We start from the raw sequence: 22,632 nt of genomic DNA, 5'->3' as shown, positions 1-22,632 counted from the left end.
ACATATTAAGTACTGTTTTTGTATCTTTATTCCTATTTAATGACAAACTTCGTGTTGGTAAAATTGACCTTGTCAATGAATAGGAGGGAGTGACTTCTTCTGGGGAAGATACTTGATGCAAAAGCACTAACAAGTGCAATGGATACAAGGGCGAAACACTATCAGGAACTCCGCGAACAAATGATAGATTTAAAAAAGGCATTACAAGGTGTTGCCAACCTCGGTGACGACTTCACTGGAAAAGGTGCCGATAACATTAAAAGCTTCTACAAAGAACTCGCCGGAAATGTGGACATGTTTATTAGCTTCATTGATAAACAAAAAGCCTTTCATGAAGGTGTTTCTGGGACACTTGATGATACAAATTTTGGCGGCGACACCTTTGTAGAAGAACACTTTTTAGACAACGCTGTACATATGGGAATCAAGAATGCCAAAAGCATCGTGAAGGATCAAAAAAAGGCACTCAAAACGATTTTTCAAGATATTGATGACCTCATTTCTCTGGAGGTATTTGATAGTAAAACCTTTGACGAAAAGATTGCAGATGCGGAAGATGAACGGAAGAAAACGGTTCAAGATTTAATAGAACTTGATCAAAATCTAAAAGATGAATATGCTTTGTCAGAGACTGAGGAGAAGGCTACAATGGCATTGTACGCAGAAATGATGAATGCGACAAATGACGGAAAATCCATTTTGCCTATGAATTTTGACAAGAAAGCGTATCAAAATAGCGAAATCTACAAGGCAAAAAGCGATATTGAGAAGCAAACTTCTGAATATCTAAAAATCAAAAAAGATCAAGAAGAAGCCCGCAAGATCGCAAAGGAACAAGAAGCGTTAGCCAACCGTCCTTGGTATGAAAAAGCCCTTGATTACGGAGGAAATATCGTCAATGAACTGACAGGCGTGAACGATGCAAAACGTGCCGCAACAGGTGTCGATCCGATCACAGGTGAAGAACTCACCGCAGGCCAACGAGTCGCCGCAGGCGGCATGGCAGCAGCAGGATACATCCCAATCGTCGGTTGGGCAGGACGTATTTTCAAAGGCGGAAAAGCCGTCTATAAAACCACCCAAGCCACATCAGCCGCAGTTAGGGCAGTCGACATCTACAAGACGTCCCAAAAGTCCTTTGATGCCTTAAAAATATCTCAAAAAGGCTTATATGGCCTCACCGCCACCAACGGCTTCAGCGAAGCGATTACTGGTAGAGATATGTTTGGGAATAAGATCTCGAAAGAACAGCAGGAGGCGAGTATGAATGCGGCGCTTGGAATGCTTTTGCCGTTTGGGGCGAAAGGGTTTCATGGAAAGGTGGGAATTCAGGGTGCAGGTGGACATTCTGCTAGAAGAACTGTAATTAGTCCAGAAATTGAAGCTAAGATTCTAGAAGGACAACGGAAGGTCCCCAAAAATCAGTTAATAGGTGGACATTCGCCTAGAATTAATAATGATAATGAAAAATTTGCAGTTGAAGTATTATCAACAAATGCGGATGGTACAAAAAATGTTGTATTTACAAAACAGTTTTCTGATGGAAATATCTCTAAGATTAAAAAAAGCACGCTCTTTCCTGATTCTTGGAAGGATGAGAAAATTCTCAAAAGTATTACCGACGTTGGAGATACAGCAGCTATTTCATCAAGATTAAGAGATAGAGCAACTTGGCATAGAGCACGTATTGATGGTGTAGAAATTGATGTGATTAAAGTGGGGAAAGATGTAACTAGCGGGTATCCGACAGGTACAGAAAATGCTTTACGCCCATCAGGATTTTAATTTAAATGGAGGTATTAAATGTGTTTAAGGAATTAGATAATCTTTTATCTGCTGATACAACGGTAGATTCGTGGTATGACGACGGGTGTTTGATTGCTAGTGAGATTCTCTCGGATTTTAGCCTGAACGATTGGGAAGAATTATCAAATCAGGTGCGCAATAAGCCAATAGAGTGGCAGCGGAAAATTGCGTATTGTCTGGATAATGAGTGCAATGAATATGAGTTGAAAATTTTAATGGATTTGTTGAATACTAATGATAAAGAACTATTTGAGATCTGTATTGATACATTGAGAAGTTTTCCAATTGAGGAAGGCAAAAAATTGATATTGGAGCATCCTCAAATTTTAGAACGTGTAAATAATGTGTTGGCTACTACTGCGAATTCACCAGTAAAATTAGTTCTTCAAGATTTCCTTTCAAAAATGAATTCAAATTAGTTCATTTTTAATGAGATTATACAAAAAAACCTTGAATGGCTTAATACCTTTCAAGGTTTTTGGTGTTATTGGACTTCAAGCAGAGCGGCAGCGGTACATATGGTGTTCCTCGCTGGATTGGTAACATCGTCAATATGTACGGAGCACGCAAGGCAGAAGAACTGAACTATCTGTACTTTAAACAAGGTCGGCATGTGCCGGCAGCTATTACAGTGGAAAATGGAATGCTGTCTGAGTCTTCCTATCAGCAGCTGCAAGAGTACATGAACGGCATTGAAGGTTCAGACAATGCACATAAGTTTCTTTTGCTTGAAGTCGAAGGAATTCCTAAAAAGAAAAAGGACGAAGTAAGCAATGACGAAGACCCTGCACCTGTGAAAGTTGAAATAAAATCACTGGCCGAGATTCTTCAGGAGGATGCGCTGTTTCTTGAATACGACGAGAAGACGAGAAACAAGATACGTTCTTCTTTCCGTCTGCCGCCGATCTACACAGGCGAATCAAAGGATTATAACAAGGCTACAGCAGATACCGCTCGAAAGACAACGGAAGAGCAGGTATTTCAGCCGAAAGAATGATCATCACTGGCAAGTTCAACACACTCTTTCTTCCTGATCTCGATCTCTGGCATGGACGACTTATATTAAATGGTCCTGACTTTCGTGATCCGCTCGAAATTGCTAAGGTTCTTACACCGTTTATTCAAGCAGGAGCGGTTTCACCGAATGACCTTCGTGATCTGGCTGGCCGTATTCTAGGAAAAACTTTAGAAGAATGGCCAGAGGAAGAATATCACCGACCAATTGAGGCGAAGCCAAAGGCATCAACTAGCTTACTTGATACGGTGTTTCAGAAGTCAGCAGGTTCTCAGAATGAATTGGTATCGATCCTTAAAGACCTTAGGGATGAACTAGAGGAGATCCGCAAATGAGCAAGATTGATAAGCTGATAAAAAACATCAATACCTTTGTGCAAAAAGCGGAGGAAGATGAGGTCAAGGAACTTGAAGCAGCTGTAGCAGATTTCCCTGAATTAAAAGACATTCCTTCTTTGATAGAAGAATACGAGAAAATCACCGCTAAATTGTTCAGATTGCAACGCAGGACGTTTTTAAATGCTCTGAATGGTTTTGTTTTATATCCAAGGACGATTCAGAGACGTTAGAATCAATTCTAGCGTTCTTCCAAAATGACTTGTTTGCAGCTGATGAATTTGCGGAGCTGTTTGGAAAAGAAACTGCTGTCTTTCTGACTCTTACCGTCACGCAGTTAGCCGAGAAGATCATGCATTCCATCGATGCAGATATTCCTTTTAAGGTGCTTTCTTAGAAAACTGAACAGTGGATTGAATCATGGTCGCAGGAGTTGGCGCAGCTGATGAAGCTGAATACTCATGCAGCCATAGAACAAACGCTGAAAGAGGGGATAAAAGAAGGCCGCTCTATTCAAGAGATTGAACTGGAGCTGAAGGACCTTCCTGAATTCAGCCGGAAGCGCGCACGTGTGACAGCTGTCACTGAAGTGTTGACCGCTTCTTCAGCCGCTCAACATGAATCCTACGTCCAATCCCCAGCAGTAACGGGGAAGAAGTGGAAGCACAGCGGCGGGAAAAAGAACCAGTCGAGAGAAAGTCATGTGCAGCTTGACGGCACGATCATTCCACTCGATGAGGAATTTCAGATACCGGGCAGCGGAGAGCGGTGTATGTTTCCGAGAGATACACAGCTCACACCAAAAGAGCGAGTAAATTGTCATTGTGCGGTTGGTCCTGTGGTTGATCCTGTTATTCTAGGATTGTCAGCTGAGGAAAAAGAAGAGATTAGAAGAAGAGTCTTACAAAACATGGAATAAAATAGTATAATATCTTCATTACTTTGGGAATGAGGGGAATTAATGAATTGGGATTGGGTTAAAACTTTTTTTGATGTTGTTGGTGGTTTTACTGTGGATGTGTCTCACTTCTTTACTTCAAACGCATGGCCATTAGTAACTCTTGTAGTTGCATTGAGTTTTAAAAAACCATTAACTAAACTGATTAGTACGTTAGCAAAAATTAAGTTTAAAGAATGGGAACTAGAATTTAAAGTTAATCAGAAACTGGATCAATTTGATGAAATAGTAGAATTGGAAGAAGATAGACATCAAACAGAATCTGGTGATAACTCAAATATTCTCCCGAATAATAAATTCAAATATCTCAAAAGAATAAAAAGGAAATCAATAAGAAATCCGAATGTTGGCAAAGAGCTTCAAAGAAGTTTAAATGAATTAAGTGAAACAATTCAGAAGTTGTACATCTGTACTTACGAAAGATTTGATGAAAACAAAGGAAAAACTAATTGGTCTGAAGTAATTAGCGAAATTGAAATACCAAACATGATCTTTTATTTAAGAGAAAAAAACATTATCAGTGAAGAGCTTGTTTCAATAATGATGGAGATGGTAGCAATTATACCTAATTATATGGTAGAACCCATTTCTGAAGAGGTAGAGTATAAATATATATTGCTTTGTAAAAAAGTAAGGGAACATCTTGATGAGAAATATTTAGAATTTATAAAACATGCTGAAAAGACCTCATCTTAAAAGAGGTCTTTTTCTTTGTACGATTGGTCGGTCATTTTAGGGTTGACAGCTGAGAAAAAAGAAGAGATTAGAAGAAAAGTATTACAAAACATGGAATAAAACAGTATAATACTCTCATTACTTTGAGAATGAGGGGAAATTATGAATGTTTATGAATTAATATCTTCTATGTTTAATGGATTTATAACTATTTTTACAGCAATGGTATGGCCAATCGCTATTATTATTGTAGTGGTTATGCTGAAAACACCTATTACTGATCTTATTAAAAACATAGCAAAGATAAAGTACAAAGGTCTTGAATTTTTAATAAGTGAAAAAGTTGATGTTCTAAATGAAAATACAAATAATGCGGTTGCTACTTCAGGACAGTCAGTTGAATTAAAAGAATTGAGGGATGAGTTTTCTAACTATAAATCTATAGAACAGCTCAATAAAGAATTAGATAAAAAGATTCTAGATTTGTACTCTGTTTCACTAGATGCTAGAAGAGATCTTTCTATGAATGAGCCTTCTCATCAACTCGATCCAAAAAATGCAACATATTATACAACCAGTTATTTACTTGTTAAAAATATTATTACACCAGAATTGAGTGCGGCAATTAACGACTGGAAGGAATTATATAACAACATTAATATAAATAAAGTTGATAAAGATACCAAGATAAAATTTAAGAGAAATGCTACTAAGATAATTGCGGTGCTAGATAACAAAATAAAAGAATTTCAATCAGAGTCCTTCCCTTCATAGTGAGGGCTTTTTTTTGAAAGGAGGTGAATGAATTGCCACGCGAATTGATAAATGCGAAGATCACACACGTTTCATACGTAGACAAGGCTGCTAATCAAAAGCAGTTCTTTTTTATGAAATCAGAAAAGCAGCCAGACTTTCAAAAAGAGATCAAGGTCATTGCAAAGGCTGATGATTCGCAGCGTCTTGTGTATGGAATTGTATACGAACCAAACGTAGCTGATGCACATGGGGATTATATGACACCAGAAGAAATCGAGAAAGCCGCTCACGGGTTCCTGAAAGATGCACGTGAGATCGATAAGCAGCATGATTTCCAAGGTGGTGTCGGAGAAGTCGTTGAATCGTACATTGCTCCGTCTGACTTTGAAATGGGCGAGGAGATTATCAAGAAAGGATCGTGGGTCCTTGTTACAAAGGCTTCCGAAGATATTTGGAACCAGATTCAAAAGGGTGAGATCACCGGATATTCAATGGCCGGAACAGCAGACATAGGAAAACAAGAGTGTGAGCCAGCTTCTGAAGAGAAGGGGCTTTTTTCTTTGCTTAAAAACTTCTTTTTATCAAAAGGAGAAGTAAAGAACAGATACGACAAAGACCGCATGCGTCGTGAGTTTTGGGCTGCACAAGATGCGCTGAATTTCGTTTTGTTTAAATGGGATTCCTACACCGATGAAGACTTGGAGAATGATCCTGACAAGGTGAGGTTTTGTGGAAATTACACAGGAGATTTTGCTTACTGATGACTTACTTAGCGGTGATCCAAACTGATCCACCTGAAGAAGTCGCAAAAGCAGGTAGAAAGTTTTCAGCTGCTAACTTAACTGAATTGAAAAATGCCAGAGAGCAGCTATCGACAATCTGTTGAGTCAAGAGGCGGTTGAAATTGCTCAATGGGGCATTCGGAAGCTGATCACATAGCAAGGCAATTAAAAGCAGAAAAAGGGTTCTTTTTATACAAATCTCAAAGCACACTCGCTTGAGTGTGCTATTTCTTAAGGCAAAAGAAGCACCCAAAAGCTGCACAATACTTACTGAAGACATTTGGACTTCTTTGGCGCATGCAAGTTGATTAGACTTATAACCAAAGGGAAGAAGGGAGGGATTCCAACTGCACTTAACCAAGAGGGGCACGACTTTATTATCGATGCTGCTTCACACGACCACTTATCTATCAATTGAAGATTTACAGAATCGACTGAATGTCTCTACTCGAACGGTCTACGCTGAAATTAAGCGAATGAATAGTTGGCTGGAAACCCATCAGCTTAGTGGCGTCCAGCGAAAAGATCAACGAGGCTACTATTTAAATTCACACGAGAAAGAAGTCATTATCGAAAAAGCTGACACCGTTCTTGTCGGTCATGACTATGAACCATGTGTAAAAGAAAGACGTGCCATCTTGCTCCTATCCATTGCATGCAGTGAGAAGCATCTAAAAATTGATGATTTTATGGAGATGACGAAGGTAAGCCGCAATACACTGCTTGAAGATATGAAACAACTAAAAGAAGCACTTTCAAAACAGCAGCTTACACTTCATTATCAGTCGGCCAGTGGCTATTTAATTTCAGGAGAAGAAAGAACAATTCGGTTGGCACTGAAACCTCATATTCATTTCATTCGCAACATGATAAAAAATGAAAAAACATTTCCATCGGTTTGGTTAAAGGGTCCTATCTCATATAAGAGAATACATGCTCTCCTTCAACAGTCCGAACAAGATCTGAAGCTTGAGTTTGCAGATGACATGCTGGATCAGCTGTCTATGGATCTCTTTTTCTACTTTAAACGGATGAAGCTAGGACGTGCTGTACACATTTCAACAGAAGAAAAACGGACACTGCAGGAAACAGATGAATGCTTGGCTGCTATTCGTTTCATGGCGCAAATTCAAAAAGAAACCAGTCTTTTGGTTCATGATGATGAAATCTATTTTCTTAGTACGCTATGGCTCAGTGCCAAAAAACAAAAACTTCCAACAAGTCAAAAACCAGAAGAACATCTCATTCGAACCATTGCGAGACAAATGATCATTGACTTTCAGCGTTATGCGTGTATTTCCTTCCAGGAAGTAGAAGTCTTGGAACAAAACTTAACCATGCATTTAATTCCTGCCTATTATAGGCTCATCTATCACATTGATATCATCAATGAATTAACAGATTCCATGAAACATGCACAGCCAGAGGTGTTTGACATCACGCAAAAGGTTGCTTGCCATTTAGAGAAGGCGACCTGTTCAAAGATGAGCGATCATGAAATTGCCTATGTGGCGATGCATTTTGGCGGCTGGATGAGAAGAGAAGGGATTTCGTCGATTGCGAAACGTTCTATTTACATTGTCTGCGGAGAAGGAATTGGCACAAGTCACATGCTGAAAACGCAGCTTCTTGAATTAATCGGTTACATCGACATACGCGGACTGTTATCAAAACGTTCATATGAAGAATTAACATCCATTGATGCCGACTTTGTTGTGTCAACGACACCTATTTCGTTTAAAGGAAAACCTGTTCATCTCGTTCACCCTATTCTCACTGCTTATGAGAAAAAAACATTGCTTCAATATGGAGAAGGCTCAGAACCTAAGCTTGATGAGCAACATGTGAATGCTTTATTCAATATCATTCAGCAGCATACCATCGTTCAAAATGAAAAAGCATTGCTTCATGACTTGAAGGAGCTGCTTCATTCCACATATGTATCACACCAGAAAGGGTGGAAACCAGTGTTAAACGATTTATTAACAGAAGAAACCATTCAGCTCCAGCAAACAGCAGACACATGGCAGGAGGCCATTACAAAAGCAGCGCAGCCTTTAATTGATCAACAAGCGATTCAGGAAAGTTATGTGAAAGCGATGATCCAGTCTGTTCATCAAAATGGCCCTTATATTGTGATTGCGCCACAAGTGGCGATTCCGCATGCCAGGCCAGAGGATGGCGTGAACAAATTAAGCATGTCACTTATGTCATGTCATCAGCCCGTTTTCTTTTCAAAGGATGGAAAAAAGCAAGTTCGGCTCATCATTGTATTAGCTGCCATTGACAGTATGACCCACCTGAAAGCACTCAAACAGCTGACGATGCTGTTAAGTGAAGAAAAACGGGTGAGACAATTGATTGAAGCAGAGGAATTAGCAACCATCCAACAACTAATCAATCAATTTTCACAAGTATAAAGGAGGAAAAAGAGAATGAAAAAAATTCTAGTTGTATGCGGAAACGGTTTAGGAAGCAGCTTTATTGTTGAAATGAATGTCAAAAAGGCTTTAGAAGAATTAGGACTTTTAGCGGAAGTGGATCACACCGATCTCAGTACAAGCAAAAATGAACAAGCAGACCTCTATATCGGAGCAACAGACATTATCGATCAGCTGGATGACGGCACAAGAAAGGTCGCTGGATTAAATAACTTGTTAGACCAGGAAGCCATTAAAGACGTCCTTCGTAAACACATATAATCGACGGAAAAAGGGGGATTCACATCATGATAGAACTGATCATGAACGATATATTGGGCACACCCGCAATTCTCATCGGTTTGTTTGCACTGGCTGGTTTACTTTTGCAGAAAAAGTCAGCTGCCGATACTGTATCAGGCACCTTAAAAACAACAATGGGTTTTTTAATATTAGGAGCGGGCGCCACAGTCGTATCTGATTCACTTGGGGTTTTCAGGAAGATGTTTGAAGCAGCCTTTCACATTCAAGGGGTTGTCCCAAATACAGATGCCATGGCGGCCATTGCCCAAAAGGAATTCGGTACACAGACAGCGCTCATTATGATTTTTGGTATGGTGGTCAATTTGCTTTTGGCAAAATTCACACCCTTTAAATACGTCTTTTTAACTGGGCATCATACGCTATATATGGCGGCTATGCTTGCAGTCGTTCTGTCAACAGCCGGCATGCAAGGAACGCTGCTGATCACCACTGGTTCAATCGTATTAGGTGCAGCGATGGTCATTGCTCCCGCAATCCTTCAGCCGTTTACAAGGAAAGTCACTGGAAGTGATGATCTGGCACTCGGTCATTTCAGTACGTTCGGCTATTTTACAGCGGGAATGATCGGCAAATGGGTCGGGCGCCCAGAGAAATCAACGGAAACCATTCAAGTGCCTAAATCACTCGGTTTTCTAAGAGATACATCGGTGGCCATCTCCATTACGATGGCTTTGCTTTTCTTTGCGATTGCACCGTTTGCGGGAATTTCATATATAGAAAACATTAGTGGTGGTACGAACTTTGCTGTCTTCATTCTCATTCAGGCCATTACCTTTGCTGCTGGGGTGTACATTATTTTAGCAGGTGTACGGATGGCAATCGGGGAAATTGTGCCTGCTTTCAAAGGGATTGCCGATCGTTTCGTCAAAGGGGCAAAGCCGGCACTTGATGCGCCAACTGTTTTCCCATTTGCTCCAAATGCAGTGATCATCGGTTTTTTATGCAGTTTTGCTGGAGGCATCGTGTCTATTTTCCTTCTTCCTTTGTTTGGTTTAACTGTCATTGTTCCTGGACTTGTGCCGCACTTTTTCTGCGGTGCGACAGCGGGCGTATATGGCAATGCAACAGGGGGAGTGAGAGGTGCAGTCGCCGGTTCCTTTGTGAATGGAATACTCCTTTCATTTTTACCAGCTTGTTTACTTCCTGTGTTAGGCACTCTTGGCTTTGAAGGGACAACATTTGGCGATACAGACTTCGGTATCATCGGAATCTTGATTGGATTGATCAAATTTATATTTCATCTTTAAAAAGGAGGCATTTCAGGATGACAGCTATTTTCTCACCTTCATTGATGTGCATGGATTTAACGCACTTCCGTGAACAAATTCAGCTTCTGAACACAAGGGCAGATCGTTATCATGTCGACGTCATGGATGGTCATTATGTAAAAAATATGACCTTATCACCCTTTTTCATTGAACAACTTCGGAAACTGACAGACGTTCCGATTGATGTTCATCTAATGGCCGAACAGCCTCAGGAATTTTTAATTGATGCATGTATTGATGCAGGCGCAACGATGATTTGTTTACATCCAGAAGTGGTGCAAAAAGACGTTTTTCGAATCATTCGGCATATCCACGAAAGAAAGTGTGAGGTCGGCTTTGTTCTCAATCCCACCACACCAGTTGCAGCATTAGATGCTTTTATTCATTTAATAGACCGGGTGACGATCATGACAATTGATCCAGGGTTTGCGGGTCAGCCTTTTATCAAAGAAATGCTTCCGAAAATGAAAGAGGTGAAAGAAATCAAAGAGAAGGGGGGATACTCATTTTCAATTGAGGTAGACGGCTCTTGTAATGAAAGCACGTTCCGGCTGCTTGCTGAGGCAGGAAATGAAATTTACATCATCGGCACCTCAGGTTTATTTGGACTTCACGAAGAATTAGATAAAGCATGGGAAATAATGAAGCAATTGTTCGCAAAAGAAACAGCCACAATGAAATCACCTTAGTAAAAAGGAGGATGAAGCCCATCCTCTTTTTTACGCAATTTTACTAAACGAACTATCTCCTTATCAAAACATACTCAAAAACTTCATAAAAGCACAAATTTATAATTGAAAGCGCTTTATTTATGTGTTATTCTTCAAATATCTTTAGTAAACATTTAGTCAAAAATGATGAGGAGTTTGCCTATGACTACACTCAAAGATATTGCTCATGATGCAAAAGTATCCGTCTCTACTGTATCCCGTGTGTTAAATGGCGACCAAACGCTTGCCGTTTCACACGCAACAAGACAAAACATCCTCGACATAGCCAAGAAATTAAACTATACCCCAGTCAGAGCAAGAAAAGCCGATCAAGCAGAAGTAAAAAGCCCACCCGCATCCCCAGTCATCGGTGTCGTTGTCGCCCAATCCATTGACGAAGAATTAAATGATCCCTTTTTTTCATCGATTCGAAAAGGAATTGAAAAAGAATATGCCAAACAAGGTCTGTCTACTCTCCATACCTTTCGCCTAAGAAACATGGATAAAGGGGCGATACTAAAGGATATTGACGGTTTGATTGTCATTGGACGAATCAGCCCTGATACGGTTGAAAAGATGACAAACCGAATGGAACATATCGTTTTTATCAATCATTATGCGGATGAAGATTTGTATGATTGTGTACATGTGGATTTTGTCAGAGCGGCAGATCGTGCCATTCGTCATCTGCAATCTCTCGGCTACACACATCTAGGCTATATTGGCGGGAAAGAGAGGGAGCATTATTTCGAAGGAAATGCTGTGATTGAGGACGAAAGACAAACAACTTTTATCAAAAGAATGCAAGAAGCGGGAACCCTTCATATGAATGACATCCACATAGGCGAATATTCGATGCAAGAAGGCTACTCGCTTATGCAAAAAGCCATTCAGAAAGGAAAGCTTCCAGAAGCCTTTTTTATCGGAAGTGACTCTATGGCAATAGGCGCTATGCGAGCGCTACATGAAGCCGGTCTTCGTGTACCTCAAGATGTCTCAATCGTGGGGTTTAATGATATCGAAGCCGCTTCCTTTTCAAGCCCGCCGCTCACAACGGTCAAAGTATATACAGAAGAAATGGGGGAAGTAGGTCTAAAGCTTTTGCTTGAGCGGATAGAAGGCAGAAAGCTTCCCCTAAAAGTTGTCGTGCCAACAAAGCTCATGCGAAGAGGCAGCACATGCCCAATCCATGAAAGGGGGTGAATAAGCATTTCAGTAAACAAAAAAGAGACAAAAAAGCAGGAAGGGAGCTGCTGAGCATGATGGCCAGATCATGCTGAAAACAACGCAGTTCACCCAATTGCTCTCTTATCTCTTTGAAAAGAATAGAATTCCAGTATAATGGACTTCTTTTGTTTCCGCAACTGCATGAATTCTAGCAATAATCGTCTGAATTTTCAGTGATCAAAAGGAGGAAACGATGAATAAAAAAAATTTGATGCTGTGTGCAGCTCTAGTTTTGTCGATGATCTTGTCTGCTTGTGGCAATAACGGTGCGTCTGAAGCAAACGGAAAAGTGACCTTGACTCTATTCTCTACAATGAGCAACAGCGGGGAGAGAAAGGCATTTGAAGAAGTGATCCGTGACTTTGAAAAAGAACATCAAAACATCCGAATTGATGCCAACTTCCCTGGCAACAGCTATGAAGATATGATACGCGTCAAAATGGGCGCAAACGACATGCCAGACCTATTTGATACACACGGCTGGGCCAAGCTGCGATATAGCGAATACGTGGCTGATCTAAAGGAGATGGACTGGGTAAAACAACTCGATCCTTCACTTGATCAAATTTTAAAAGACAAAGATGGCAAAGTCTATGCCTATCCGCTGAATCAAGCAAAAGACGGACTCAGCTTTAATGCCAATCTATTAAAAGAATATGGCATAAAAGTTCCTAAAACACTGAATGAACTGAAAAGTGCTTTACAGACTGTCAAAGAAAAAAGTAAAGGAGACGTTGTGCCGCTCTGGATACCAGGAGGCGATAATTCTAATATTGCCCAAGTCTTTGATGAGCTGGCAACGCCTTTACTCATTACCGATCAAAAACATCAATACGGAAAAGACCTTGAAAATGGATCATTTGATTGGTCTCACTATACACCGCTTGCACAGTTTATGAAGGGGCTGAAAGATCAAGACCTTTTAAACAAAGATGTACTCACTGCGAAACTATCCCAAGCACCTGAGCTGATGGCACAAAACAAAATTGCTTTCACCTTTGTGGGAGGATCTTTAGGACCTGAGGCGACTGAACTCAATCAATCGATCAAAGTAGGCACCATGCCCGTACCAGCGATTCATGAAGGAGATGAGCAAAGCTGGATTGGCGGGGAACGCTTTACTGTTGCGGCATGGAAAGACTCAAAGCATCTAAAAGAAGCACAACAATTCATTGACTTTCTAGCAAAGCCTGAAAACGCAAAGAAAATCGCAGAGGGCACTTCCTCTGAAACGGCTTTAAAAGAAGTCAAAGCCAAAAACTATTACTCTACATTTTACGAGCAATATGAAGATATTAAAATTGAACCATATTTTGATCGGAAATACTTACCGAGCGGCATGTGGGCTGTCATGGCAACGACCGGTCAAGAATTATTAGCAGGCTCCATCACACCGGAACAACTATCGAAGAAAATGGAAGAGGAATATAAGCGCCTGAAAAAACAATAGCAGGCTCATGCTGAAACAGGAGTGAAGCCAATGAGTGACATCACAAAAGAAAAACAGGCGGCGACATTTACCTCTTTTCCAAAACAGAAGATGAAAAATAGCCAAAATTCTTCACTTTGGTGGATGTATCTGCCTGCTGTTCTCGTTGTCAGTACCTTTATCATTTATCCCTTTTTTAACGGGATTCAGCTCTCTTTTACAAATTGGAACGGTTTCTCACAACAGTATAAGTGGATCGGACTGGATCAATACAAACGTCTACTGCAAGATCCAACCACATGGCTTGTTGTGAAAAATACCCTTCTTTACGGCATCGGGAGCACCATCTTACAAAATATGATTGGTCTTGGATATGCACTCTTATTAAATCAAAGTTTAAAAATGAGAGCCATCACAAGAACGGTGATCTATTTACCCGTCATGATCAGCCCGATTGCTATGGGCTATATTTGGTATTTTGTATTTGCGTACCAAGGTGGTGCTTTAAACGACGTAGTTACCCTTTTTGGATTTAATCCAATGAACGCACTTGGTAATCCGCAGCTAAACACTTGGATCATCGTGTTTGTGAACACGTATCAATTCGTCGGGATTGCCATGATCATTTATTTAGCAGGACTCCAAAGCATTCCTAAAGATTATTATGAAGCAGCACAACTCGACGGAGCTTCAGGTCTTCAGCAATTTTGGCGAATCACATTACCACTTTTAATGCCATCTATCACCATCAATGTTGTGCTCAATGTGATCGGTGGACTTAAATTATTTGATGTCATTGTCGCCCTCACTGGCGGAGGACCCGGAGATTCCTCGCAATCGATGTCGACTTTTATGTACGATTTGTATTTCAAACGGCAGGATGCAGGCTATGCAGCGACGCAAGGTGTCTTTATGGCTGTCATCATCCTTGTCGTTAGTGTTGCAGCGCTTATTTATTTCAAACGAAAGGAGACCGAGGTGTGATGGATAACGCCTATAAACGAAAGAAAAGATGGTACTCCTTACTCGCCCTTTTGATAACATTGCTGCACCTGATTCCATTTTATATTTTAGTCACGACCTCTCTAAAGGGGATAGGAGATTTTAGCTCAAAATGGTTGTTCCCATCAACGCTTCATTTTGAAAACTTTCGCATGGCATGGACAGATGCTCAGCTTGGCCAGTCCTTTTTGAATACAGTGATCATTACGTTCAGCTCCGCTGCCCTACTCATCATCTTTGGATCACTTGCCGCCTATCCACTCGCAAGAAGAGGAACAAAGCTGAATCAAGCGGTGTATCTCTTATTCATTGCCATTATGGTCATACCGCCGCTCACCGCCCTTGTCCCGCTATACAAAATGGTTGTACAAATTGGCATGATGAATACTTATCAAATCGCTATTTTAAACAATGTTGCTGCTTTTTTGCCACTGACGATTTTTCTATATGCCGGTTTTATCCGGTCGACGATTCCAAAGGAGCTTGAAGAAGCCGCTCGTATTGATGGTGCGGGAACACTTAGAGTCTTTTTCACCGTCGTTTTTCCGCTGCTGAAGCCGATTACCGCTTCTGTTTTAATCATTGCCTGTGTGTATATTTGGAACGACTATCAATTTGCCATCTTCTTCTTGCAAGATAAAGAGATGCATACACTGACAGTCGCCTTATCCAATTTCTTTGGTCAAAATCAACACCAGCTCCAGCTCGTTGGCGCCGCTGCTCTCATTGCGATGCTGCCAATGGTCACGATGTTTTTACTTTTGCAAAAATACTTTATCGCAGGGCTGTCTCAAGGCTCTGTTAAAGGGTAATCCAACCTTGATGTAAAAAGGAGTGTCGTCTATGTCTAAAATTACATTTATCGGTGCAGGAAGTACCGTGTTTGCTAAAAATATATTAGGAGATTGTCTGTTCGTTCCCGCACTTGCCGGCTTTGAATTTGCGTTATATGATATCGACCACAACCGGCTGAAAGAATCAGAAACGATGCTGCGTCACTTAAAAGAGAACTACGGTGCACATGTGACTATTCAGTCGTATCACAACCGGAAAGAAGCCTTAAAGAATGCGAAATATGTCATCAATGCCATCCAGGTGGGAGGCTATCAGCCAAGCACTGTCATTGATTTTGAGATTCCAAAAAAATATGGATTAAGACAAACGATTGCGGATACAGTTGGCATCGGCGGCATTTTCCGTTCACTTCGAACCATTCCCGTGATGCTGGACTTCGCAAAGGATATGGAAGAGGTGTGTCCACACGCCTTATTATTAAATTACACGAATCCAATGGCCACACTGACTGGCGCTATGCTCCGTTATACTCGGGTTCAAACGGTTGGTCTTTGCCATAGCGTACAGGTGTGTACGAAAGATTTATTTCAATCACTTGAAATGGACCATGAAGGCATTGAAGAAAAAATTGCCGGCATTAATCACATGGCATGGTTATTAGAAGTAAAACGGGACGGTCAAGACTTGTATCCAGAAATCAAAGCAAGAGCAAAAGAAAAACAAAAAACGCGGCATCCAGATATGGTTCGTTTTGAACTAATGGATAAATTCGGCTACTATGTCACCGAATCCTCAGAGCACAATGCAGAATATCATCCGTATTTTATCAAATCTCGTTATCCAGAACTGATTGGACAGTTTAACATTCCGCTCGATGAATACCCAAGACGCTGCGAGGAACAAATCAACAATTGGAATACGATGAAACATGACCTTGTGGGAAACACACAGATCACGCATACGCGCTCTAAAGAATATGGTTCACGTATCATTGAAGCGATTGAAACGAACGTTCCCTTTAAATTTGGTGGAAATGTACTGAACACAGGTGGACTCATTCACAATCTTCCTGAAAAAGCCTGTGTCGAAGTGCCATGTGTTGCAGACCGGAGCGGTATCATGCCATGTTATATCGGAGAGATACCTGAACAATTGGCTGGACTCAACCGGACCAATATCAGCTCACAGCTCATGACGATTGAAGCTGCAATCAGCGGCAAAAAAGAACACATTTACCAAGCGGCATTATTAGACCCGCATACAAGTGCTGAATTATCAATTGATGACACCATCAAACTATGTAATGAATTAATTGAAGCACACGGGGAGATGCTCCCGGCTTATACAGAGCCGAGTCAATACGCAATTTCTTCTAAATAACTAACATAAATAGTCTTAGCCTGATGCACTTGGCATCAGGTTTTTTTAGATCAACAAACTGATCATTGACTGGAAGTGTTTTTAATATTATGATTTTTCTAAAGTTAACCAACAGTTAACCAAAAATACACCGTAAATTAGTTAACATGATCATGCCACATGACACACAGATAAAACGACCTAAAAGGGGGGACAGATCTGCGGAACCAAAAGAGCTGAAAGCGATAGACTTCACATGTTTTATCAGAACGTAAAGCAAAACTGTGGTTTCATTTGACAAAGAGTGTATACAGATGAAGGCCCCTTAGATGAGACAATGACGATAAATCAACACACGATTGCATCACAATCCAAACAAAGAGGAGAGAGGGAACATGACCAAAACAGATGTACAAACGTTGAAAAATTATATTGGTGGACAATGGGTGGACGCCGAAACGAACCAAACGGAAGCTGTTTATAATCCAGCTACTGGCGAAGTCATCGCAGAAGTACCGCTTTCAACAAAAACGGATGTAGAACATGCAGTCCAAGCAGCACAAGAAGCGTTCACCACTTGGTCTAAAACAGCTGTTCCCCGGCGGGCACGTATTTTATTTAAATACCAACAGTTACTCGTTGAGAAATGGGATGAGTTGGCTGAACTCGTCACGCTGGAAAACGGAAAAAGTGTAACAGAAGCAAAAGGAGAGGTGCAGCGAGGAATTGAATGTGTGGAATTTGCCGCTGGTGCACCAACCTTAATGATGGGGAAACAACTGCCTGATATTGCGACTGGTCTAGAGTCTGGCATGTACCGCTACCCAATTGGCGTCATCGGCGGCATTACCCCGTTTAACTTTCCGATGATGGTCCCATGCTGGATGTTCCCGCTTGCCATCGCTTGTGGAAATACATTTGTTTTAAAGCCTTCAGAACGGACGCCAATCCTTGCTGCACGGTTAGCAGAACTATTTGAAGAAGCGGGACTTCCAAAAGGTGTGCTCAACATTGTCAATGGCGCTCACGATGTAGTAAACGGTCTACTTGAACATGAAAAGGTAAAAGCCATTTCGTTTGTCGGCTCTCAGCCAGTCGCAGAATACGTCTATAAAAAAGGGACAGCACATGGTAAACGTGTACAAGCACTTGCCGGTGCAAAAAATCACTCCATCGTCTTGAAAGATGCTGATTTAGAATCGGCAACAAAACAGATCATTGGCGCTGCTTTTGGATCAGCAGGTGAACGCTGCATGGCAGCAGCCGTTGTCGCAGTGGAAGAAGACGTGGCGGACGACTTGATTCAACAATTGGTCGATGAATCCAACCAGCTTGTCATCGGAAACGGAATAAATGAAGATGTCTTTCTCGGACCAGTCATTCGGAAAGAGCATAAAGAACGAACTCTTCAATATATCCAATCAGGAATTGAAGAAGGCGCAAGCCTGATTCGTGATGGCAGACAAGATAACGAAACAAATGGAGAAGGGTATTTTGTCGGACCAACGATCTTTGATCATGTCACAAATCAAATGAAAATCTGGCAGGACGAGATTTTTGCCCCAGTCTTATCCATTGTCCGTGTCTCATCACTCGCAGAAGCAATCGACCTGTCCAATCAATCAAAATTCGCAAACGGTGCCTGCCTATACACAGACAGCGCTTCAAGCATAAGAGAATTTCGTGAAAACATCGAAGCCGGCATGTTAGGCATTAACATTGGTGTTCCTGCTCCAATGGCTTTCTTCCCATTTTCCGGCTGGAAAGATTCCTTCTACGGAGACTTGCACGCCAATGGAACAGACGGAGTAGAGTTTTACACGAGAAAGAAAATGGTGACCGCTCGGTATATGTAGCCTACATTTATTGAACATTTAGGAAGAATGCAGCTCCAAAATGGAGACTGCATTTTTTTGTTGTCTTCTAGTTAAAAAGTAAGGGTTTTCATCGCACTCTTTACAAGGATTCACAGGGAGAAATCATTCTTTGTATTCATTCTTCATCACGAAACATCAACATAATTTGAAATTGGGCCTAAACCCCAATATCAGGAAGATGAAAACAGGAGGAAATGACACGATGAGGACGAGGATGAAGTGCAGCGTTTGTTTATTGATCTTCACTTTGGTACTGAGTTGTTTGCCGGTATATAAAGCGAATGCGGCAAGCACTCCTATTGCCAAGCAAGTAGGAAATGCAAACCCGCTCATTGACCATCACTTAGGAGCAGACCCGTTTGCGCTTACCTATAACGGAAGAGTGTACCTTTATATGTCGAGTGATGACTATGAATATCAAAGCAACGGAACGATTAAGGACAATTCATTTGCAAATCTGAATAGAGTATTCGTCATCTCTTCGGCGGATATGGTCAACTGGACCGATCACGGAGCGATTCCAGTAGCGGGGGCAAATGGGGCAAACGGCGGCAGAGGCATTGCCAAATGGGCAGGCGCATCATGGGCCCCATCAGCAGCGGTAAAGAAGATCAACGGAAAGGATAAATTTTTCCTTTATTTCGCTAACAGCGGCGGAGGGATAGGTGTCCTTACAGCAGACAGCCCGATCGGCCCATGGACTGATCCGATTGGAAAACCACTCGTTACGCCAAGTACACCTGGCATGTCCGGAGTTGTATGGCTTTTTGATCCGGCCGTATTTGTAGATGATGACGGCACTGGCTATCTATATGCCGGCGGAGGCGTTCCAGGCGGTTCCAATCCAACGCAGGGACAATGGGCAAATCCTAAAACAGCAAGAGTCTTGAAGCTAGGTGCTGATATGACAAGTGTGGCCAGTAGCGCATCCACCATTGATGCTCCTTTTATGTTTGAAGACTCAGGGATGCATAAGTATAACGGAACCTATTACTATTCCTATTGCATCAATTTTGGCGGCTCACATCCTGCTGATAAACCACCTGGTGAAATCGGCTATATGACGAGCTCAAGTCCGATGGGACCGTTCACGTATAAAGGACACTTTCTGAAAAATCCGGGTGCTTTTTTTGGTGGCGGCGGTAACAACCATCATGCGGTGTTCAATTTTAAAAATGAGTGGTATGTGGTGTATCATACGCAAACCGTTAGCTCTGCATTATACGGAAGCGGCAAAGGCTATCGCTCTCCACATATTAACAAGCTGGTTCATAATGCAGATGGCTCCCTTCGAGAAGTAGCAGCCAATTATGAAGGAGTGAAACAGCTATCTAATCTGAATCCATATCAACGTGTTGAAGCTGAAACATTCGCTTGGAATGGACGCATTTTGACAGAAGCCTCGTCAGCACCCGGAGGACCAGTGAATAACCAGCATGTCACCAATATTCAAAATGGCGATTGGGTCGCTTTAGGGAATGTAGACTTTGGTTCAAATGGCGCTAGAACATTTAAAGCCAATGTCGCATCGACAGTAGGCGGGAAAATAGAAGTACGCCTTGGCAGCGCGAACGGCAGACTGGTCGGTACACTGAATGTCCCTTCCACCGGTGGAACACAAAACTGGCGGGAAATAGAAACATCGATTAACGGCGCATCCGGAGTGCACAACGTATTTTTTGTCTTTACCGGAACAGGCGGGGGAAATCTATTCCAATTTGATTCTTGGCAGTTTACTCAAAGGTAGCGAATAAAGGTGCTTAAATGTTTGATAGAGGAGTGGGGAATTTGATGTCAAGTATAAAAAAACCAATGCTTGCTTTATTGGTGTGTTTCACCATGCTGTCTGTCATGTTCATAGGCCCCGGAGTAACTGAAGTATCAGCAGCTGACGCAAACATTAACCTCAACGCAGAAAGACAAGTGATTCGTGGTTTTGGCGGAATGAACCATCCAGCTTGGATTGGTGATTTGACAGCACCACAAAGGGAAACCGCCTTTGGCAATGGACAAAATCAGTTAGGGTTTTCCATTCTTAGAATTTATGTAGACGAAAACAGAAACAATTGGAGCAGAGAAGTCGCGACGGCCAAACGAGCGATCGAGCATGGTGCTCTAGTCATTGCTTCCCCTTGGAATCCTCCAAGCAGTATGGTTGAAACATTCAACCGGAATGGATCACCTGCCAAGCGGCTTAAATACAATCAATACGCAGCATATGCTCAGCATCTGAATGATTTTGTCACTTACATGAAAAACAACGGAGTCAATCTTTATGCGATTTCTGTTCAAAACGAGCCCGATTATGCACACGAATGGACATGGTGGACACCTCAGGAAATCCTGCGATTCATGAGAGAAAATGCCGGCTCCATTAATGCACGTGTGATTGCACCAGAATCGTTTCAATACCTTAAGAATATCTCAGATCCTATCTTAAACGATCCGCAGGCGCTTGGAAATATGGACATTCTCGGCGCACATCTATACGGAACCCAAATTAGCCAGCTTCCGTACCCTCTTTTCAAACAAAAAGGGGCAGGGAAAGAGCTATGGATGACAGAGGTCTACTATCCGAATAGTGATAACAATTCAGCGGACCGCTGGCCTGAGGCATTAGGGGTATCAGAGCATATTCACCATTCAATGGTGGAAGGGGACTTTCAGGCGTATGTGTGGTGGTACATCCGGAGATCATACGGTCCTATGAAAGAAGATGGAATGATTAGCAAACGTGGATACAACATGGCGCACTTCTCCAAGTTTGTGCGTCCAGGGTACGTCAGGATTGATGCAACGAAAAGCCCTGAACCGAATGTTTTCGTCTCAGCCTATAAAGGAAACAATCAGGTCGTCATTGTCGCGATTAATAAAAACAATGCAGGGGTCAATCAACACTTCGTCGTGCAAAATGGCTCTGTTTCTCAGGCGTCTAGATGGGTGACGAGCGGCAGCAGCAACCTTCAGCCTGGAACTGACTTAAACATATCAGGAAATCAATTTTGGGCTCATCTCCCGGCTCAAAGTGTGACAACATTTGTGGTCAAACGCTAAAGAAACACGAAAAGCCAATTTTCTCATTAAAAAAGAAAATTGGCTTTTTTCTGTGTAAATAGAAAGTTGATTTTTCACGACGTCAACACTTTGGGTATAATAATAACAATGACTTCAGGAGAGTGATCATCATGCCAAAGGTTCAAAGCAAAGTATTGATTATAGATGACGAAAAAGAAATTTTAGAATTAATCCATACCGTATTAACAAGAGAAGGCATTGACCAGGTGTTAACAGCTTCAACTGCCCGTGATGGGCTCACGCAATTTCATCAAGAACAACCAGATCTCGTCATACTGGATATTATGTTGCCAGACGGAGAAGGCTACGATATTTGCAAACAAATCAGAGATGTCTCGCATGTTCCGATTATCTTTTTATCAGCAAAAGGAGAGGAATCAGACAAAATTGTAGGACTTGCCATTGGCGGTGATGATTATATTACAAAGCCGTTCAGTCCAAAAGAAGTCGCCTACCGTGTAAAAGCCCAGCTAAGACGGTCATCCTACTTACAGCCTTCTCAAGCGGAGCCCGTGATCAAAAAAGGCCCATTTGAGTTAAACGAGCAGCAAGCCGAACTGACGAAAAACGGAGCGGCGATTGAGCTCACTCCGAAAGAACTTATGTTGATGACTTATTTCTTGCAGCATCCGAATCGCGTAATCAGTAAAGAAACGCTTTATCAAACGGTTTGGGGAGAGGATTTCTTCGGTTCTGATAATACGGTAATGGTTCATATACGAAGACTGCGGGAAAAAATAGAACATTCCCCATCTACACCAGAATTTCTCGTGACGGTCAAAGGGCTTGGCTATAAATTTGTTGTAAAGGATGCGTAAA

18 protein-coding genes and 3 pseudogenes are annotated in these 22,632 nt (G+C 41.7%); all 21 read left to right on the top strand.

What is annotated here, in order from left to right; all coding sequences use genetic code 11:
- The first annotated feature begins 99 nt into the window (after positions 1-99).
- Complete coding sequence (locus NSQ52_RS09280) at positions 100-1,785, top strand: T7SS effector LXG polymorphic toxin (RefSeq protein ID WP_342474109.1); 1,686 nt, start codon at positions 100-102, stop codon at positions 1,783-1,785.
- A 20-nt stretch (positions 1,786-1,805) separates the two neighbouring features.
- Positions 1,806-2,225 carry a hypothetical protein gene (locus NSQ52_RS09275; RefSeq protein WP_017367369.1) on the top strand — a complete coding sequence of 140 codons (420 nt, stop codon included), beginning with the start codon at positions 1,806-1,808 and terminating at the stop codon, positions 2,223-2,225.
- 86 nt (positions 2,226-2,311) lie between these two features.
- Positions 2,312-3,156, top strand: a pseudogene (locus NSQ52_RS09270) (phage portal protein); the annotation flags it as partial.
- Positions 3,153-4,075, top strand: a pseudogene (locus NSQ52_RS09265) (phage minor head protein). The pseudogenes NSQ52_RS09270 and NSQ52_RS09265, both read left to right, overlap by 4 nt.
- Before the next feature lie 42 nt (positions 4,076-4,117).
- Positions 4,118-4,810, top strand: a complete 693-nt coding sequence (locus NSQ52_RS09260) for a hypothetical protein (RefSeq protein WP_342474083.1) — start codon at positions 4,118-4,120, stop codon at positions 4,808-4,810.
- Positions 4,811-4,951: 141 nt separating this feature from the next.
- On the top strand, positions 4,952-5,563 hold the full coding sequence (locus tag NSQ52_RS09255; protein ID WP_058337203.1) for a hypothetical protein: 612 nt from the start codon (positions 4,952-4,954) through the stop codon (positions 5,561-5,563).
- A 32-nt stretch (positions 5,564-5,595) separates the two neighbouring features.
- Positions 5,596-6,138, top strand: a pseudogene (locus NSQ52_RS09250) (XkdF-like putative serine protease domain-containing protein); the annotation flags it as partial.
- A 167-nt stretch (positions 6,139-6,305) separates the two neighbouring features.
- Complete coding sequence (locus NSQ52_RS09245; protein WP_342474082.1) at positions 6,306-6,431, top strand: hypothetical protein; 126 nt, start codon at positions 6,306-6,308, stop codon at positions 6,429-6,431.
- A gap of 243 nt (positions 6,432-6,674) precedes the next feature.
- Positions 6,675-8,747 carry a BglG family transcription antiterminator gene (locus tag NSQ52_RS09240; protein ID WP_342474108.1) on the top strand — a complete coding sequence of 691 codons (2,073 nt, stop codon included), beginning with the start codon at positions 6,675-6,677 and terminating at the stop codon, positions 8,745-8,747.
- Positions 8,748-8,762: 15 nt separating this feature from the next.
- Positions 8,763-9,029: a PTS sugar transporter subunit IIB gene (locus tag NSQ52_RS09235; protein ID WP_017359544.1), complete on the top strand. Its 267-nt coding sequence runs from the start codon at positions 8,763-8,765 to the stop codon at positions 9,027-9,029.
- 26 nt (positions 9,030-9,055) lie between these two features.
- Positions 9,056-10,318, top strand: coding sequence for a PTS ascorbate transporter subunit IIC (locus NSQ52_RS09230; RefSeq protein WP_058337205.1), 1,263 nt, complete (start codon positions 9,056-9,058; stop codon positions 10,316-10,318).
- Between the two features lie 17 nt (positions 10,319-10,335).
- Positions 10,336-11,028 (top strand): D-allulose 6-phosphate 3-epimerase, encoded by a 693-nt coding sequence (alsE, locus tag NSQ52_RS09225; RefSeq protein ID WP_058337206.1) that lies wholly within the window; start codon positions 10,336-10,338, stop codon positions 11,026-11,028.
- A gap of 183 nt (positions 11,029-11,211) precedes the next feature.
- Complete coding sequence (locus NSQ52_RS09220) at positions 11,212-12,252, top strand: LacI family DNA-binding transcriptional regulator (protein WP_327862022.1); 1,041 nt, start codon at positions 11,212-11,214, stop codon at positions 12,250-12,252.
- A 217-nt stretch (positions 12,253-12,469) separates the two neighbouring features.
- Positions 12,470-13,726: an ABC transporter substrate-binding protein gene (locus NSQ52_RS09215; protein ID WP_342474081.1), complete on the top strand. Its 1,257-nt coding sequence runs from the start codon at positions 12,470-12,472 to the stop codon at positions 13,724-13,726.
- Positions 13,727-13,756: 30 nt separating this feature from the next.
- Complete coding sequence (locus NSQ52_RS09210; protein WP_058337207.1) at positions 13,757-14,689, top strand: sugar ABC transporter permease; 933 nt, start codon at positions 13,757-13,759, stop codon at positions 14,687-14,689.
- Positions 14,689-15,519, top strand: a complete 831-nt coding sequence (locus NSQ52_RS09205; protein ID WP_039167804.1) for a carbohydrate ABC transporter permease — start codon at positions 14,689-14,691, stop codon at positions 15,517-15,519. Before NSQ52_RS09210 ends, NSQ52_RS09205 begins: the two co-directional genes overlap by 1 nt.
- Positions 15,520-15,550: 31 nt before the next feature.
- Positions 15,551-16,882: an alpha-glucosidase/alpha-galactosidase gene (locus NSQ52_RS09200; protein WP_007499268.1), complete on the top strand. Its 1,332-nt coding sequence runs from the start codon at positions 15,551-15,553 to the stop codon at positions 16,880-16,882.
- Positions 16,883-17,256: 374 nt separating this feature from the next.
- Positions 17,257-18,717 carry a CoA-acylating methylmalonate-semialdehyde dehydrogenase gene (locus tag NSQ52_RS09195; protein WP_041092751.1) on the top strand — a complete coding sequence of 487 codons (1,461 nt, stop codon included), beginning with the start codon at positions 17,257-17,259 and terminating at the stop codon, positions 18,715-18,717.
- 223 nt (positions 18,718-18,940) lie between these two features.
- A complete protein-coding gene (locus NSQ52_RS09190; protein ID WP_144680429.1) occupies positions 18,941-20,485 on the top strand; it encodes a glycoside hydrolase family 43 protein in 1,545 nt (514 codons plus the stop codon).
- A 41-nt stretch (positions 20,486-20,526) separates the two neighbouring features.
- A complete protein-coding gene (locus NSQ52_RS09185; protein WP_342468056.1) occupies positions 20,527-21,792 on the top strand; it encodes a glucuronoxylanase in 1,266 nt (421 codons plus the stop codon).
- Between the two features lie 131 nt (positions 21,793-21,923).
- Positions 21,924-22,631 carry a response regulator transcription factor gene (locus tag NSQ52_RS09180; protein ID WP_008343743.1) on the top strand — a complete coding sequence of 236 codons (708 nt, stop codon included), beginning with the start codon at positions 21,924-21,926 and terminating at the stop codon, positions 22,629-22,631.
- The last annotated feature ends 1 nt before the right edge of the window (position 22,632 follow it).

Source organism: Bacillus sp. FSL W8-1141, from assembly GCF_038593205.1.
GTDB classification, from domain to species: Bacteria; Bacillota; Bacilli; order Bacillales; family Bacillaceae; genus Bacillus; species Bacillus altitudinis.
The sequence above is the reverse complement of the archived record's forward strand: the minus strand, read 5'-3'. Positions and strand labels throughout refer to the sequence as shown.